The sequence below is a fragment of the Campylobacter concisus genome (genome assembly GCF_902460575.1).
Taxonomy (GTDB): domain Bacteria; phylum Campylobacterota; class Campylobacteria; order Campylobacterales; family Campylobacteraceae; genus Campylobacter_A; species Campylobacter_A concisus_AW.
In genome coordinates this window covers 461,482-477,665 of record NZ_CABPUY010000001.1, presented here as the reverse complement: position 1 = coordinate 477,665, position 16,184 = coordinate 461,482, and the positions used below count along the sequence as shown (strand labels likewise).

General features: G+C 40.1%; 17 protein-coding genes. 3 read left to right on the top strand and 14 right to left on the bottom strand.

Annotated features, from left to right (window positions below; all coding sequences use genetic code 11):
- Window positions 1–6: 6 nt before the first annotated feature.
- Genes F3G76_RS02350 through alaS form a run of 4 tightly spaced genes read right to left on the bottom strand, consistent with a single transcriptional unit; the run spans window position 7 to window position 5,526 of the window.
- Window positions 7–1,935 (bottom strand): transglycosylase domain-containing protein, encoded by a 1,929-nt coding sequence (locus F3G76_RS02350; protein WP_149705808.1) that lies wholly within the window; start codon window positions 1,933–1,935, stop codon window positions 7–9.
- The gene (gene maf / locus F3G76_RS02345; protein WP_149705807.1) at window positions 1,932–2,474 is read right to left on the bottom strand and encodes a septum formation inhibitor Maf; all 543 of its coding nucleotides are present in this window, start codon (window positions 2,472–2,474) and stop codon (window positions 1,932–1,934) included. Before maf ends, F3G76_RS02350 begins: the two co-directional genes overlap by 4 nt.
- The gene (locus F3G76_RS02340; protein ID WP_149705806.1) at window positions 2,474–2,971 is read right to left on the bottom strand and encodes a 3-isopropylmalate dehydratase; all 498 of its coding nucleotides are present in this window, start codon (window positions 2,969–2,971) and stop codon (window positions 2,474–2,476) included. The genes maf and F3G76_RS02340 overlap by 1 nt, the downstream gene beginning before the upstream one ends.
- The gene (gene alaS / locus F3G76_RS02335) at window positions 2,968–5,526 is read right to left on the bottom strand and encodes an alanine--tRNA ligase (RefSeq protein WP_149705805.1); all 2,559 of its coding nucleotides are present in this window, start codon (window positions 5,524–5,526) and stop codon (window positions 2,968–2,970) included. Before alaS ends, F3G76_RS02340 begins: the two co-directional genes overlap by 4 nt.
- A 170-nt stretch (window positions 5,527–5,696) precedes the next feature.
- Here alaS and F3G76_RS02330 point away from each other — a divergent pair, with 170 nt between their 5' ends.
- The 3 genes from F3G76_RS02330 to F3G76_RS02320 all read left to right on the top strand — a co-directional run bounded on the left by F3G76_RS02330 (window position 5,697) and on the right by F3G76_RS02320 (window position 8,029).
- The gene (locus tag F3G76_RS02330) at window positions 5,697–6,566 is read left to right on the top strand and encodes a Gfo/Idh/MocA family protein (protein ID WP_009294081.1); all 870 of its coding nucleotides are present in this window, start codon (window positions 5,697–5,699) and stop codon (window positions 6,564–6,566) included.
- Entirely contained in the window at window positions 6,566–7,504 is a 939-nt protein-coding gene (hemH, locus tag F3G76_RS02325; protein WP_149705804.1) for a ferrochelatase, read from the top strand. Before F3G76_RS02330 ends, hemH begins: the two co-directional genes overlap by 1 nt.
- A 63-nt stretch (window positions 7,505–7,567) precedes the next feature.
- Window positions 7,568–8,029, top strand: coding sequence for a hypothetical protein (locus F3G76_RS02320; protein WP_009294079.1), 462 nt, complete (start codon window positions 7,568–7,570; stop codon window positions 8,027–8,029).
- An 88-nt stretch (window positions 8,030–8,117) separates the two neighbouring features.
- Here F3G76_RS02320 and F3G76_RS02315 read toward each other — a convergent pair whose 3' ends face one another.
- From F3G76_RS02315 to F3G76_RS02270, 10 genes are all read right to left on the bottom strand, one after another.
- Window positions 8,118–9,950, bottom strand: coding sequence for a peptidoglycan D,D-transpeptidase FtsI family protein (locus tag F3G76_RS02315; protein WP_149705803.1), 1,833 nt, complete (start codon window positions 9,948–9,950; stop codon window positions 8,118–8,120).
- A gap of 9 nt (window positions 9,951–9,959) precedes the next feature.
- The gene (gene fliE, locus F3G76_RS02310; protein WP_002941937.1) at window positions 9,960–10,253 is read right to left on the bottom strand and encodes a flagellar hook-basal body complex protein FliE; all 294 of its coding nucleotides are present in this window, start codon (window positions 10,251–10,253) and stop codon (window positions 9,960–9,962) included.
- Window positions 10,253–10,753: a flagellar basal body rod protein FlgC gene (gene flgC, locus F3G76_RS02305; RefSeq protein ID WP_149705802.1), complete on the bottom strand. Its 501-nt coding sequence runs from the start codon at window positions 10,751–10,753 to the stop codon at window positions 10,253–10,255. The genes fliE and flgC overlap by 1 nt, the downstream gene beginning before the upstream one ends.
- An 8-nt stretch (window positions 10,754–10,761) precedes the next feature.
- The gene (flgB, locus tag F3G76_RS02300; protein WP_009294075.1) at window positions 10,762–11,196 is read right to left on the bottom strand and encodes a flagellar basal body rod protein FlgB; all 435 of its coding nucleotides are present in this window, start codon (window positions 11,194–11,196) and stop codon (window positions 10,762–10,764) included.
- 62 nt (window positions 11,197–11,258) lie between these two features.
- Window positions 11,259–11,855: a thioredoxin domain-containing protein gene (locus F3G76_RS02295; protein WP_021092210.1), complete on the bottom strand. Its 597-nt coding sequence runs from the start codon at window positions 11,853–11,855 to the stop codon at window positions 11,259–11,261.
- A gap of 8 nt (window positions 11,856–11,863) precedes the next feature.
- Window positions 11,864–12,316 carry an SsrA-binding protein SmpB gene (gene smpB / locus F3G76_RS02290; protein WP_035170093.1) on the bottom strand — a complete coding sequence of 151 codons (453 nt, stop codon included), beginning with the start codon at window positions 12,314–12,316 and terminating at the stop codon, window positions 11,864–11,866.
- Window positions 12,317–12,330: 14 nt separating this feature from the next.
- Window positions 12,331–13,074 (bottom strand): 4-(cytidine 5'-diphospho)-2-C-methyl-D-erythritol kinase, encoded by a 744-nt coding sequence (locus F3G76_RS02285; RefSeq protein WP_149705801.1) that lies wholly within the window; start codon window positions 13,072–13,074, stop codon window positions 12,331–12,333.
- The gene (gene csrA, locus F3G76_RS02280; RefSeq protein WP_002941828.1) at window positions 13,071–13,301 is read right to left on the bottom strand and encodes a carbon storage regulator CsrA; all 231 of its coding nucleotides are present in this window, start codon (window positions 13,299–13,301) and stop codon (window positions 13,071–13,073) included. The genes F3G76_RS02285 and csrA overlap by 4 nt, the downstream gene beginning before the upstream one ends.
- Window positions 13,295–14,116, bottom strand: a complete 822-nt coding sequence (gene truB, locus F3G76_RS02275) for a tRNA pseudouridine(55) synthase TruB (RefSeq protein WP_149705800.1) — start codon at window positions 14,114–14,116, stop codon at window positions 13,295–13,297. Before truB ends, csrA begins: the two co-directional genes overlap by 7 nt.
- Window positions 14,113–16,182, bottom strand: coding sequence for an ATP-dependent helicase (locus tag F3G76_RS02270; protein WP_107849892.1), 2,070 nt, complete (start codon window positions 16,180–16,182; stop codon window positions 14,113–14,115). The genes truB and F3G76_RS02270 overlap by 4 nt, the downstream gene beginning before the upstream one ends.
- Window positions 16,183–16,184 lie beyond the last annotated feature (2 nt).

The following is a 16,184-nucleotide window of genomic DNA, read 5'->3' as shown; positions in this document are numbered from 1 at the left end:
TATCTCCTAAAATAATAATCCATCGTTTTCTTGATCTTGAATGATGTCATTTGTCGGCGTATTTTGCGGCAACGGCGAGTCGTTTGTGTAGTACTCATCAGCGCCGTTATAGTATCCTTTATAAACGCCATCAGGCTGCTCAAACGCGCGTCTTAGAGTAGGATAGAGCTTGATGTAGCCCTCCATAAATTTCTTAAAGACCGGTGCAGCTGTCCTGCTGCCGCCCTCGACCTTTTTCATAGGGCTGTTATCGTCGTTTCCGTACCAGATGATGGCCTCGATATCAGGCGAATAGCCGCAAAACCAAGCATCGATGCTGTTATTTGACGTGCCAGTTTTACCAGCGATTTGGATGCCATTTACCTTTGCGTTGCGTCCGGTGCCGTTATTTACGACATTTTGAAGTAAGGTAGTCATCAAAAATGCCTGCTCAGGTTTTAGCACCTGCTTCTTTTGTGGCTCATAATCCATCGACGCACCAAAGCTATTTTCTATATGCTTAATGAGCGTAGGCTCGACCACTTCGCCATCGTTTGGAAACATCGAGTAAAATTTCGCAAAGTCAAGTGGTGAAATTCCAAAGCTACCAAGTGCGATTGATAAATTTTCAGGGATGTCGCTAAAGCCCATATCCGTAAGCTGTTTGCGAACTGAGCTAAGACCAAGATCGTTTAGTAAATTTATGGTTGCTAGGTTGCGAGACTGGGTTAAGGCTGATTTTATCGTGATGTAGCCCTGAAAGCCGCCGCTATAGTTTTTTGGCGTCCATTCTTTGCCATTGCCCATGTCAAACGTCTTAGCGATGTCAGCTACTTGAGAGACGACAGAGTAGCCGCTATCAAGGGCTATTTGATAGATAAATGGCTTAATGCTTGATCCTGGCTGGCGCTTACTCTGAGTGGCGCGGTTGTAGCTACTTTTTGCGTAGTCGATGCCGCCAATTAGAGCTAAAATTTGTCCGCTTTGTGGATGAGTGACGACGATAGCGCCATTTAGCATCTCTGGATTTGCCTTTTTATCTCTTTTTAAAATTTCATTGTAGCCATAGACTAGAGCGTCTTGAGCGATCTTTTGCACGTTTAGATCGACTGTGCTTTGTATCTTGTAGCCGCCAGTTTTTATATCATCAAATTTCTTTGAAGCCTCTTTTATGATCTCATCGACCACGTAAGGGGCTTTATTGCGTGTGAGCGTATCGTCAAAGACTGCTGGCTCTTCAAGCACGCCCTTGCGGTATTCGTCCTCGTTTATCCAGCCGATGCTATACATCCTCTCAAGGACCCTGTTTGCGCGGCTAAGCGAGAGGTCGAGGTGCTTTGTAGGATCATAAGTGCTTGGCGCTTTTGGCATGCCAACTAGCATCGCTATCTCTTTTATACTTAGCTCATTTAGCTCTTTTCTAAAGTAGCCCTCCGCAGCCGTTTTGATGCCGTAGTAGCCGTGCCCAAAATATACGTGATTTAGGTATCTTTCGATGATGTCCTCTTTGCTAAGCTCGCTTTCAAGCTTCATAGCAAGCACGACCTCTTTTATCTTTCTTGTAAATTTCTTCTCGCGGCTTAGGGCTAGGTTTTTTATGAGCTGCTGAGTTAGCGTAGATGCGCCTTCTACCAGCTTTCTAGCTTTGATGTCCTTTATCGCAGCTCTTGCCATGGCTTCTACGTTGATACCGCCATGCTCAAAGTAGCTCGTATCCTCGATAGCCACGAGCGCTTCGATGACACGTGGCGGAATGTCGTTATATTTGACGTAAATTCTATTTTCTTCAAATATATTTGCGATGAGCTCGTTGTTTCTATCAAAAATTTGTGTCGCAAGCTTTGGCTTGTAGTCGATGATGGTGTAAGCGTCAAATCTCACCTGCGAATAAAAGTATAAAAACGCTCCACCAAGTGCGACGGCAACTACAAAGATAAATGCCAAGATGTATTTCATAAAAATGCCTTTAATATTTTTAAATTTAGCCCCATTGCCGTGCTTGTCTCGCCGTGCTGGGAGATGATGTATTTTTTATTAAAATTTTCTATCGTCATGGCTCCAGCTTTGCCTTGCCACTCGCCACTTTCTAGGTAGCTTTTTAGATCTTGCTCGCTAAATTTAGCAAATTTATATGTGGTCTTGCTCACATTTATAAGCTCAAATTCGCCTAAAAATATCATCGCCGTATAGACGCTACACTCATTACCGCTTTGTAAATTTAGCATAGCAAGTGCTTCTTTTGCATCCTTTGCCTTGCCTAAAATTTTATCCCCACACGCCACGCAGCTATCTGCAAAGAGTAAATTTAAAAGCCCTCCATTTGACTTTAAAAACTGCTCTTTTTTAGCTTTTACGACGTTTTGGACGTAAATTTCAGGTTTTAGGCTCTTTGCTATCATGCTCTCATCAAAGCTGCAAGAAATTTGTTTAAATTCTATCCCAGCATTTTTTAGTAAATTTGCCCTTGTTGGCGAGCTAGAAGCAAGAGTGATCATCAAAAGCCCCTATAGCTCACGCCAAGATAGACAGCCGCAAGCGAGGCTAGTAAATTTAGCGGCGTGAAGTAGTAGATGATGACGATTAGGCTTTCGTTTAGCTCGATCACCTCGTGCGATCTTAGAGTTTTTAAAGCCTTTTTGTATCTATAAAAGATGTAGCTTAAATTTAAGAGTAAAAATAGCTCTATCGCCCATTTGGTCGCTACTATCGCACTTGTCATTGGATTTTGCATTTTGCCATCATCAAAGTAAAAGATCATTATCAAGCTAGTTAGTGCGATGCCAAGAACTAGCGCAAAGATGGCTAGTCCAAAGCGCCTTATGATGTGAAGCAAGATGTGATAGCGCTCTTTATCTTCAAATTTATTTTTTATAAAATAGCTTCCAGTAAGCACCAAACCAGCTTGTAGCCCTATAAAAAGAGCTACGAAACTAATGTGCAAGAAGATGATTAGTTGATCAAATTTAAAAAAAGCGATCTCTTGATGAATCATTTTTCTAAAGCTTGCCTTGCATACTCAAGTGAGCTTTTTATGGCGTCTTCGATAGCTAGAGCATTTTTGCCACCAGCTGTTGCAAAGTCGTCTTTGCCGCCGCCATTGCCGCCTAGGATTTGCGCTGCAAATTTAACCCAAGCACCAGCTTTTAATGGAGCATTTTTCACGCCAGCTGCAAGAGAAATTTTGCCATCTTCATCTGTTTGGATCAGCAAAATAGCAGCCTTTTCATGCCCATTTTTAAACTCATCTATCAAAGTTTTTATGTCGCCACCATCGATGTGTGTCACACAAAGCTTGGTATCATTTATATTTATAAAGGCTAGCTCCCCAGAGCTTTTAGCGTTTTTTAGCTTATCTTTTAAACCTTTTATCTCGCCTTTTAGCTTTTTAACGGCATTTAGTGGCTCTGCGCTTTTTAGCTCATCTTTTAGCTCTTCAAGCTCAGCTCTAAATGACTTTGCTAAATTTAGCGCAGCCCTTGAGCAAACAGCCTCTATACGCCTAACGCCAGCACTTACACCGCTCTCTTTTGTGATGAAAAACGATCCGATCTCATCTATATTTTTTACGTGTGTGCCGCCGCAAAGCTCTTTGCTGACGTCGCCAAAGCTCACAACTCTTACTTTGTCGGCATATTTTTCGTTAAATAGCGCGATCGCTCCGCTTTTTTTAGCCTCTTCAAGCTCCATAACCTGTGTTTTTGCATGTGCGCCGTTTAAGATCCACTCATTTACAAGGTTTTCGACCTTTGAAATTTCTTCGCTAGTAAGCGCCTTTGGATGAGAGAAGTCAAATCTTAGCCTATCTGCCTCGACATTTGAGCCAGCTTGAGCGATGTGTGTGCCAAGCACGCTTCTAAGGGCTGCGTGAAGCAAGTGCGTAGCACTGTGATGTCGCGCAGTCTGGGCTCTATCACTGCCCACTTCAAGCTCAACTTCGTCGCCAACTTTTAGTGCCGCGCTAGTTTTTACTAAAGATAAATTTAGCCCATGAAATTTTTGCGTATCAAGCACATTTGCTTTGCCTACTATCTTACCGCTATCGCCGCACTGACCGCCACTTTGAGCGTAAAATGGAGTGACGTCAAACATCACCCAGCCCTCTTTGCCAGCGTCTAGGCTATCTATATTTTTAAATTCCTCATCAAGCAAGGCTAAAATTTTACTTTTACTCTTAAGCTCTTCGTAGCCTATAAATTTATTCTCGCCAAATTTCTCAAGTAGCTCTTTAAAATCGCCCTTCGCGCTCTTGTCGCCACTGCCTTTCCAAGCAGCTTTTGCACGTGCTTTTTGCTCGCTCATAAGCTCATCAAACCTTGCCTCATCGACTTTTAAGCCCTTTTCTCTAAGCATATCAGCTGTTAGGTCAAGTGGGAAGCCAAATGTATCATAAAGTTTAAAAGCAGCCTCTCCGCTAAAAATTTCTTTTGTATTTTTAAGCTCGCTCTCAAATAGCTCTAAACCACTAGCGATTGTTGCTAAAAATCTCTCTTCTTCAAGCTTGATCTGCTCTTTTACAGCCGCTTTTTTATCGTTTAGATAGGTGTAGTGTCCGCCCATAAGCTCGCAAACTTTATCGACAAGCTTATACATAAACGGCTCTTTTATGCCTAGTAAATATCCATGGCGGATCGCACGGCGTAAGATACGGCGAAGCACGTAGCCACGGCCTTCTTTATCAAATGTCGTGCCTTGAGCTAGCAAAAATGTGACCGAGCGAATGTGATCGCTTATGACGCGGTAGCTAGCGCCACTTTCATAGACGTATTGCTTGCCACAAAGCTTTGCTACTTCATTGATGAGTGGCATAAAAAGTGTGCTGTCGTAGTTGCTAAATTTGCCTTGCAAGATAGCAGTAACGCGCTCAAGTCCCATACCTGTATCAATGCTTGGCTTTGGTAGTGGGCTTAGCTTGCCGTCAGCACTTCTTTCATACTGCATGAAAACAAGGTTCCAGATCTCTAAAAATCTATCGCCATCTCCGCCCATGTAGTCTTCAGGTGTGTTAAAGTGCTCAGCGCCTTGATCGTAAAAAATTTCACTGCAAGGGCCGCATGGTCCAGTATCGCCCATTTGCCAGAAGTTATCATGGTCGCCAAAGCGGTAAATTCTCTCTTTTGCGATGTGAGTGCTCCAAATTTCAAACGCCTCATCGTCGCTTTCGTGAACGGTTACATAAAGCTTATCTTTTGGTAGTTTTAGCACCTCTGTGACAAATTCCCAAGCGTAAGAGATCGCCTCTTTTTTGAAGTATTCGCCAAAGCTAAAGTTGCCAAGCATCTCAAAAAATGTGTGGTGACGCGCTGTGTAGCCAACGTTATCAAGGTCGTTGTGCTTACCTCCAGCTCTTATGCAGGTCTGACAGCTAGTGCGGATAGGTGGTGTTGGGCGTGGCACTTCGCCTGTGAAGATGCTCTTAAATGGCACCATGCCAGCGTTTGTAAAAAGAAGTGTTGCATCGTTTGGCACGAGCGGCGCAGAAGCTACGACTTCGTGACCTTTTGATTTAAAAAAATCAAGATATGCCTTTCTTATATCTAAATTTTGCATTTTTATCCTCGTTAGTTTTAAAATTTTGCTTGATTTTAGCCAAAATTCGTTTGCGAAATTCTAAAAAGAGAAAAAATAGTGATATTTTGAAAACTATCTCTTGTTTTATCTATTTAAAAGCGATTTGTAAATAAAATAATTAAAAATTTCTAAAGTTTTAAAGGGTGAATGTGAAGCTAAAAATCGGCATTATCGGCTATTGCAGCACAGGTAAAAAACATTATTTAGAGCTTAGACGCTCAAACGAGTTTGAAATTTGTGGCATTTTTGACAAAGACAATGTTGATGAGTTTTGCAGAGCTGATTTTTATACTGATTTTAAAGAATTTATAGAGGTTGCCCAGCCTCAAGCAGTCGTGCTTTGCTCGCCAAGAGAGGAGATGGTTGAGGCATTTTGCCAGTGTGCAAAATACTGCCAAAACATCCTTATCTCACGTCCAGTTTTTAAAAGTATCGCAGATCTTAAAGAGATAAAATATGCCGCCAAAACAAATAAAACTAGGGTTTGTACGGGAATTTCTGAGCGCTTTAATCCAACTATCTTGTCGCTAAAAAAGGCACTTTTAAAAGAAGAGGAAATTTATAGCATTTCAATCGCTCATTTTAAGCCACTTTGCGATGGAAACATCATAAACGAGCTCTCAGTTTCTGACATCGACCTAGCAAAAAATATCATAAATTCAGAAGTTAGCGACTTTTACTACACTCAAACAAACAAGACAAATGCCAAAAGTGCCGACAACGTGGCGATCAGTTTTAAGAGTAAAAATCAAATTCTAGTGCATATCACTGACTCATTTTGTGGCTCACTGGAGCGCTTTAAGATAGAGGTAAATGCGAAAAATGGCGTCTATTTTGGCGATCTCATCGATCATAAGCTTCATCAAGTGAGCGAAAATGGACAGATGAATTTAAAGATAGATACAAATAATAGCGAGCTAAAAGCGCAATACGAGGCCTTTTACGATCTTTGCCAAAGTGGCGAGAGCAGCGAACTTTCAAACATCGATGACGCTATAAAAATAAGAGAACTATTTTGATGAAAAAAGCTCTTTTGCTTTTAAATATGGGCGGTGCAAACAGCCTAGATGATGTCGAAATTTTCTTAACAAATATGTTTAATGACCCATATATTTTGGGTATAAAAAATAAATTTTTAAGAAAATTTGTAGCTTTCATGATCACAAAAGGCAGGCTAAAAACCGCGAAGCACAACTACGAGCAAATAGGTGGAAAGTCGCCACTTTGCGAGCTTACAGCTAAGCTTTGTGAGAAAATTTCAAGCCTTAAAAGCGAATTTGACGCGGTTGATTTTGCGATGAACTACACTTCGCCATTTGTAAAAGATGTGCTTAAAAAGTATGAAGATTTTGGTGAGATAGTTCTTTTGCCGCTCTACCCTCACCACTCACAAACTACGATAACTTCGAGCTTAGCTGATTTTAAAAAGGCAAAAGAGGAGCTCGATCTAAAAGCTAAAATTTCACTTTGTGAGCCATTTTATGATGATGACGCTTACAATAAGATCATTATTTCTCACATCCGTGAAGCGATAAATGATACCGATATAAGCGATGTTAGTCTTATCTTTTCAGCTCACTCTTTACCTCGCAAGATCATAGAAAAGGGTGATATCTACGAAAAACACATAAACGAGCATGTGCAAATTTTAAGCAAAATGCTAAAAGAGCAGGGGCTAAATTTTAAAGATGTGAGCCTTGCTTATCAGTCGCGTCTTGGCCCAGTTAAATGGCTAGAGCCATCTCTAAACGAGGCTTTGGCGAAGTGCGAAAATAAAAAAGCGCTTATCTATCCGCTCTCTTTTTGTATAGATAACTCTGAGACCATTTTTGAGTTAGTTATCGAGTATGCCAAGCTTGCTAAAGAGCTAAGCTTTAGCTTTTATAAAGTGGTAGAGTGTCCAAATTTTAGCGATGAATTTGCTAGTTTTATCCTAGAAAAGTCAAAAAAACGCTAGAGAATTTAGCCTTTAGGAATAAATCTTGCTTATAAAAAGCATCTCAAATTTAAAAGGAGATGTATGAAGGTTCAAAATAACGATATTATCGATTATTTGTTGCAGTCAGGCTCAAGCAAAGCTAAAGATAAAAAAAATAGTTTTGATGAAATTTTAAGTCTAACGCTTGATAAGATCACAAGCGAGGCAAAGGTTTCAGATAAGCTTGAGCAGTTTAAGAAAAGGCTTACAGAAATCGGTGCTGCTGGCTTTATGAATGAGCTAAATTCAAACAAGATAGAAGAGAAAATAGCTCAGAAAAAAGAGGAGCTAACCGAGCTTTTAAGCATAAATGATCCGACCAAAACGCAGGATCAAAAAAATGAGCTACTTAAAATCATGGATAAAATTTTAAGTGACTACCGCAAAGAGCTAAACATGGCACTTACGAGCCAAACACTGCTTGAGAAGCAAAATAGCCTTGGCAAAAATACAAATAATTCTGTAAATTTAAGCTCTGTCTTAAATGAACTTGGACTTGCATAAATTCTGGATTTAGGCCGCTTGCCTAGATCCAAATTTCTACTTTAAACTCTAAAATTGAAATTTAATATTTATATCTTAGAAGTTAAATTTAATCTAAAGCTGGTTTTTGCTTTGCTTTATCGTTTTTGAGCTTGTCTTTTTTAGCTTCAAACTCAGCTATGACATTAGGATCTGGGAATAAATAGCCATCTTCAACCATTAGATCAACGGCCTTTTTAAATGTCGGCAACGCACTTTGCGCACCAAAGTAGTAGTAAGGCTTTTTAGGGTCTCTTGCCAAAACGCCTATGGTGTAGCTGTTGCCTCTTGTGTCATTTACGAAGCCAAAAAACGAGCCGTTATAGGTGTTGCTATATCCGCCTTTGCCAGAAGCGATGTGCGCGGTGCCAGTTTTACCGCCTATCTCAAGACCTGGCGTAAATGCTTTTAGACCAGTACCTTTTTCAACTGTTTTTATCAAAATTCTCTTCATTATCTTTGCTGTCTCTTGCGAGATGACCTGCGCTGGCTCTGCTTTTGGCAGATCGTAGCGCTTGCCGTTTCGCTCCAGATATGCCACCATGTGCGGCGTCACCTCAATGCCTTTGTTGTTAAAGGTATTATAGGCTTTTAAAAGCTGCATAAATGTCGCTTGAAGGCCGTATCCGTAGCTAACTGTCGCTTTATAGGTTGATGAGTTTAGCTTGGTAACCGTTGGCATCATACCCACTTGCTCGTATGGCAGGTCGATGCCAGTTTTTCTTGAAAAGCCAAAATTTAAAAGCCCTTGATAAATTTGCGGACCATTTAGGCGTTCTACTAGCTGGATCATACCGATGTTTGAGCTATGCACGATGATATCTTCAGCGCTCATAAAAGGCTCTGGGTGGGTGTCCTTGATGATCCTTTTGCCTAGCTGATAGCGACCATTATAGGTATTTACTAGCTCAAAAGGATTTACCTTTTTTTCTTGAAGTAGTATGGAGAAGATAAATGGCTTAAAAACCGATCCAACCTCGTATGCATACTCGCTTGCGCTCGAATTTAGCGCGCTGTAATCTTGCTTTCTTATATTTGATGGATCGTATCTTGAGCTAGAAGCTAGGGCTAGAATTTCTCCATTTTTGCTATTCATTATGCAGATGATTAGCTCTTTTGCATCTAGAAATTCACGCTTTTCATCTAAAATTTGCTCTAACTTGGTTTGAAATTTAAGCTGTACAGAAAGCACCGCGTTGTAGCCATCAACCCTCGTTGCTAAATTTGAATCGCTAGTTAAGATTATATTGTTGCCAATATCACGCGGGCCAAGGATTTTGGCGTTTTGTATCGGAGCTAGGTAGTCCTCGTAGTATCTCTCAAGCCCTTTTACACCTTTGCTTTTGGTAAGTGCGTCGCTCTCTGTTTTACTCACGTAGCCAATAGCTGGCGTTAAGGCGTCTTTTGACATAAATTTACGGTTTTGACCACTTTCCATCACTCGCATACCTTGAAACGAGGCAAGCCCAGTTTTTGGGTCAAGATATGAGATCAAAATGCCTTTGCGATTTAGCTTTCTAGAGAGCTCTTGAAGGTAGGTAGCGCCCTTTGCGTCGATGCTGTAAGAGAGCGTGACAAGGCCTTTTGTGCCGTTTATGATCTTTCTTACTTTGTTTGGATCGTCGCCTCTATAAAGCGAGTAGAGCTTGATAAACATCTCTTTTTTGTTTGGATCGATGTTTCTGGTGTCAAGCATCACTTTGTAGAGTTTTTGGCTTGATGAGATGCTAAAGCCGTCTTTTGTGACGATATTGCCTCGGATTGCGGTATTTACGTCGCTTGTCTGAAGCTTAGGAAGCTTTCGCTCGATGCTTGCTCTATAAAATATAACGAGCACAAAGATTGAAATTCCAAAAGTAATTAATAAAAAAAGTATGGTTATTTTTGATTTTCTGGAATTCATTCAATGGCCTTAAATTTGCGTTCTTGAAATTTCTTTGTATGCGCTTAGTGCTTTGTTGCGAATCTCTAGCATAAGCTTCATGCTAGTCTCTGCTTTGCCTATGGCGATGGCTGCTTGGTGCAAGTCTTTTACCTCGCCAGTTGCAAGATCAGCGATGGCTTTATCGGCGTTTATTTGAACCTTATTTAGCTCTTTTAAAGAGTCGTTTAGTGCGTTTTCAAAGCCGCCTTCTTCGCCTGCTTTTGCTATTTTGTTTGAATTTTCGTTTTTGTTTAACTTATCTAAATTTATGCTATTTATCATTATGCTTGTCCTGAAATGAGTGATATCGCACTTTGTGCTATTGTCTTTGCGTTTTGAAATGACGCTACATTTGCTTGATAGGCCCTTGTCGCTTCAAGTAAATCAGCCATCTCGATGACTGGGTTTATATTTGGAAATGCGACGTAGCCATTTGCATTTGCGTCTGGGTGGCTTGGGTCGTATTTTAGCTGAAAGTCCTTGTCGTCACGCACCACCTTATCTACGATCACGCTAGTTATGGCAGGGTGAGCGTTTTTAGGTGAGCTTGGATCGTCGAGCGGATTTTCATATTCGAGCAGACTTTGTGAGTTTTTAAGCTGATCGTTTAAAATTTTATCAAAGTTCATCTCTTTAAAGATGACCTCTTGTCTTCTGTAAGGACCACCCTCAGCCGTTCTTGTGGTTTGAGCGTTTGCTATGTTTGAGCTGATGACGTTCATCCTGAAGCGTTGCGCGCTTAGTCCGTATCCGCTAATATCAAAATCATTTAAGTATGACATCATCTCTCCTAGTTCTTAGCACTTGCGTCTATTACGCTTTTAAAGATATTGCCCTGAGCTTTGTAGGCACTATCAAGGGCGTTTATCATAACTGTATTTTTGCCCATTTCTGTTGTCTCAACATCAAGATCAACCGTGTTTGCATCGTTTCTAGCCATGTGGCCATCGCGCAAGAAAATTTGAGCTGTGTCACTTTTTGGAAAATCAACCGCAGCCATGTGCGCTTCGTTTGTTTTAGCTAAATTTAGTTTTTTGCTCTCTGAAACGTTGTAAATTTCATTTGCTTTTTCTCTTAAAACATCTTCAAATCTTACATCTCTAGCCTTGTAAAATGGCGTATCAACATTTGCAAGGTTGCCAGAGATGAGCTTTTGGCGTAGCTCTCTGCCTGCAAGGGCTGATTCGACGAGTGGGCTAGATTTTGATCTATCTAAAACAAACATTTAAAGTCCTTCTAAAATTTCACACATTTATAAGCAAATGATGTTCCAAATATAAGGCAAATTTATTTTGTTTCATAGATTTTTGCCAAATCTTCTTTCATTTTTGTGACTTTTATGCCGCCAAGATAGTATTTAACTCCGTATTGTCCGCTATCTACGTCTGTTAAAATTTGATATTCGCCGTTTTTTATCACCACTTTAAAAGGTAGTGCGATCTCGTGTTTGTATTCGATATCTCTTACGATTTGCTCGGCAAGCCTGTCATTTATCTTTTGATCGTTTGTTATGAAGTAGTAGGCATTAAATTTTTGCATAAATTCATGCAAAACATACTCATTTGTGACATTTTCAAAGTGAGTTAGTCCGATTAGTGTAAATTTATCTTTGTTTTCAAGCTGATATTTTGTAAGCTCGGCTGCCTCTTTTTGGCAAGGCGGGCAAAATGTGCCAAAAATGTCGATCATTAAAACCTTATTTTCATCATTTTTGATAGCAAAGCCGTGATCTTTTCTAACCAAAGTAAGCTCCTTGCCGCTTACATCTACGAGCTTAACCTCTTCGTTTGGACTAAATTCTTTAAAATTTACGCTGCTGCTCTCATCATCGCCGCAACCAAAAAAAGCAAATAAAGCTATTATTAAAACGAGTAAATTTTTCATCTTATCCCTTAAACATATCTTTTTATGGCAGCTCTTGCCTCTTTGTCCGCCTCGCGCCTTTTTAAAGTCTCGCGCTTATCGTGTAAATTTTTACCCTTTGCAAGGGCTAACCTTGCTTTTACGATGTTTTTATCGCTTAGATAAAGTGCTAAAACAACTAGAGCAAGCCCATCTTGTGATACTTGACCGAAAATTTTATCGATCTGCTTTCTGTGCATCAAAAGTTTTCTGGCTGCTCGCTCGTTTGGACGAAATGCACTATGTGTAGTCTCAAGATAGCTGATATGGGCGTTTAGTAAGAAAAGCTCGCCTTTTATGACGCGCACAAAGCTATCTTTTAAATTTGCTCTGCCAGCCCTTAGGGCCTTGACCTCGCTGCCTTTTAAAACGATGCCAGCTTCAAAGGTCTCAAGTATGCTAAAGTCGTGCAAAGCTTTCTTGTTTTTTGCTAGATCTTTTATCAAAATTTTACCTTTTATTTTACGCTAAATACGCTACCGCCGCTGCCGCTTAGAAATTTATCCCCAAACTCGTTCATCTGTGGATAGAGCTTAAAGCATGGGGCAAAAAGATCGTTTAGTTCCTCGTTTTTATAAATTTCAAGTAGCTCTTTGCTCTTTAAATTTTGCATCTTTTTTGCAGCATTAACGTCTATGTATTGTAAGAAATTGCTTCTAAATTCTTGATAAACCATCGGTGTAGAGCAAAAAACATTTGGCGTGAAGATATTTAAATTTGGCACTTCATCGTCAAATTCTTCTATGATCTCGCCTATGCCGCTTACATTTGCTGCCTTGTAGCCACTGACAAAAAAGGCCACATCTGCGCCGATTTTAGAGGCTATTTGCATCAAATTTTCACGTTTTATATTTAAATTTAGCTCGTCATTTACCATTAGTAAAAATGTGGCAGCGTTTGAACTGCCTCCTCCTAGACCAGCACCTATTGGGATTTGTTTGTTGATGATGATTTTATGAGAGCTAAAAAACTCATCTAGCTCCTTTGAAAAGCCAGCTTTTTTTAGCTCGTCTATCGCTTTTTGGATGATGTTTTCTTTTATCTCTTTGTTGTCGCATTCGATAGCAAAAGAATTTGACTTTTCAAAATAAATTTCATCAAAAAGCTGCTCGCAAAGAATAAAACGTGACAAAATTTCGTGGTAGTTGCCTCTGGTGCCAACTACCTTCAAAAATACGTTGATCTTTGCAAAGCTTTTCATTTCTCGATTTTTTTCGCAAGCTCGTGGATATCGGCTTCGCTTGCTTTTTTTGTGGCGTGGATATTTTCGTTTTTGATATCGTTTGCCAGCTCGCTTCTTAGTATCATTGTGTTGCGCGGGGCCTCGATACCAAGCTTAACGGTGCTTTTTGAGATACTTACTACGACGACTTTTATGTCGTTACCTAGTAAAATTTCTTCGTTTTCTTTTCTTGCTAAGATTAACATTTTTCTACCTTGTTTAAAGTGTAATTTATAGTATCATCCATGATTTGGATTACGCTCATAAATTTATCATAATTTAGCAAATAAATTCCTTGTGTTTGTGTTTCAAAATCGTTAATTTTTAATTTCTTGCCGTCTAGTATGTTATTAATATCCCCAAAATACGTGTTTTGCTCAATATTTAAAAAATTGCAAATATTTAAAAATTTTTCATTTTCATAGCGAAATTTACCCTCGCTTACCCTCTTTAATGAGCTTAAAGTTACATTATAACCAACTTTTTGCCCAAAAATTTCTGCATAAGAGCGGATGTAACTCCCCTCACTTACACTTAAACGAAGTGTCAAAAAAGGGTGTGAATAATTCAAAATTTCACTCTCATAAATTTCCATTGTCTCTGGCTTTAGCTCAAATTCTTCGCCACTTCTTGCTAGCTTGTAAGCTCTTGTGCCATTTACATGTTTGGCGCTAAATTTAGGCGGGATATAGCTTATCTTACCAGTTAGCTCGCCTCTTATGGCTTCAAGTTTTTCTAAATTTAACTCTTTTACATTTGAAATTTCAGTGATATTTTCATTATCCATGCTAGGACTGCTAGCTCCAAGCCAGATCGTCGCCTCATAGACCTTTGGGCTTTTGTCTAAAAATCTAAAAAATTTCGTATACGAGCCAAAAGCGACTATCAGACAGCCACTCGCAAATGGATCAAGCGTGCCTGAAAATCCAGCCTTTTTAACGCCATACTTTCTCTTTAGTTGTCCTAAAAAGTGGTTTGAGCTCATGCCAGCAGGCTTGTTTGCCACAAAAATGGCGTTCATACGGCCTTTTCCACGAAGCTTGACATGATCTCTCTTACATTGCCACCAAAATTTATAGTCAGTTTAAATTCTTTTTTGATCTTACTAACCGCGCTCACCCTGCCGATACCAAAAATTTTATGCTTAACAAGGTCGCCTTTTTTAAATTCATTGCTCTGTTCGATAACTAGCGAGCCATGCGTGATACCGCTCTCGCTTAAAAATCTACTCTTATTTAGCCTTGTGCGCTGACCTTTGTAAAAGCGCGAATTTGCAAAGCTTAGGCTAAGTGTCCTCTTAGCTCTTGTTATCGCTACGTAAGCTAGCCTGCGCTCCTCTTCGATGTCGCTACCATCGCCAATAAGCGGGAAAAATCCCTCTTCAAGGCCGATCACAAAAAGGTGCTCAAACTCAAGCCCCTTGCTCGCATGCACGCTCATTATACTAATAGCCTCATCGCTAATGCCGTCTTGTTCGCTTGTTAGCGTGATCTCGTTTAAAAACTCCTCCAGATCAAAGCTTGGATTTTGCTTGATCTGATCTTTTAAAACAGCGTAAAACTCGTCGATGTTCGCCGCTCTTTCAGCTCCATCTGGTAAGCTCTCGTAGTATTTTTTCACGCCAAATTTAGCTTCAAATTTATCTATGAGGTCAAAAACTGAGCTGCTTTCTTGAAGCTCTTTAAGGTTGTTTGCAAACTCAAGAAGGGCTGATTTTACCTTTTTACTAAAGGCTTCATCGTTATCAGAGATATTTGAGATCGCCTCAAAAATAGAAATTTTACCCTCAAAGGCCATTTTTTCGAGCTTATCAAGGCTCACTTTACCAAGTCCTCGCTTTGGGCGGTTGATGATACGTCTTATTGAGAAGTCATCGTTTGGATTATTTATCAGCCTTAGGTAGCTTATGATATCTTTAATCTCGGCTCTTTCGTAAAATTTAACGCCGCCAACCATTTTATAGGCGATCTGCTCTTTGTTTAGTCCATCTTCAAGTGAGCGAGAGAGCGCGTTTATGCGGTATAAGATTGCGATATCTTTTGCTTGCACGCCTTTGCTTAAAAGCTCTTTTATATTCTTTGCGATCTTGCCAGCCTCGACGCTCTCATCAAAGCTCTCTATCAAATTTACAGCCTCGCCTTCGCCCTTTGTGCCTACAAGCTTCTTGCCAAGGCGGTTGCGGTTATGATCTATTAGCTCGTTTGCAGCCTTTAGTATCGCTTCACTCGAGCGGTAGTTTTTCTCAAGTCTGATGATCTTTACGTTGCTAAATTGATCTTTGAAATTTAAGATATTATCTATCTTCGCACCGCGCCAGCCATAAATACTTTGATCATCATCGCCTACGACGCAGATGTTTTCGTGGCATAGACAGAGTTTTTTTAGGAGCTTATACTGAAGGTCGTTTGTATCTTGATACTCATCGACCATTATGTATTTGTATCGGTTTGAAATTTCTCTCGCAAGCTCTTCGTTTTCATCTAAAATTTTATATGTAAGCCCTAGCAAATCGTCAAAATCAACAAGGTTGTTTGCCTTTAAATAGTCCTCGTATTTTTCATAAATTTGCGCTGCTTGCTTGTAAAAGTTGTCCTTGCTCTTGTCAAATGAAGAGAAATTTGCGTTTTTATAGACCTCTTCGACGCTTAAAAGTGAGTTTTTATAATTTGAAATTTCACTTGACAAAATAGCCGTAGCGACTGGGCTTTCAAAGCTTTTGATGATGCGTTTTTTGTCGTCTGTGTCGATGATGACGAAGTTGTTTTTTCTGCCAAGCTTTTCTATGTAGAGCTTTAAAAACAAAAGTCCAAATTTGTGAAATGTGCAAAGAAGCGGCGAGTAGTTTTTGCCGCTTTGGCTTAGCATCGCCATGGCTCTGCTGCGCATCTCGTTGGCGGCTTTGTTTGTAAAAGTAAGAGTTAGCGTGTTTGCCGCGTCTATGCCGACCTCGCCGATGAGATAGGCAAGCCTAGTTGTGATAGTCTTTGTCTTGCCACTGCCAGCTCCTGCTAATATGAGCATCGCACCATCTATGTGGGTGGCTGCTTCGCGCTGGGCTTCGTTTAAATTTGATAGTAAATTTTCCATTT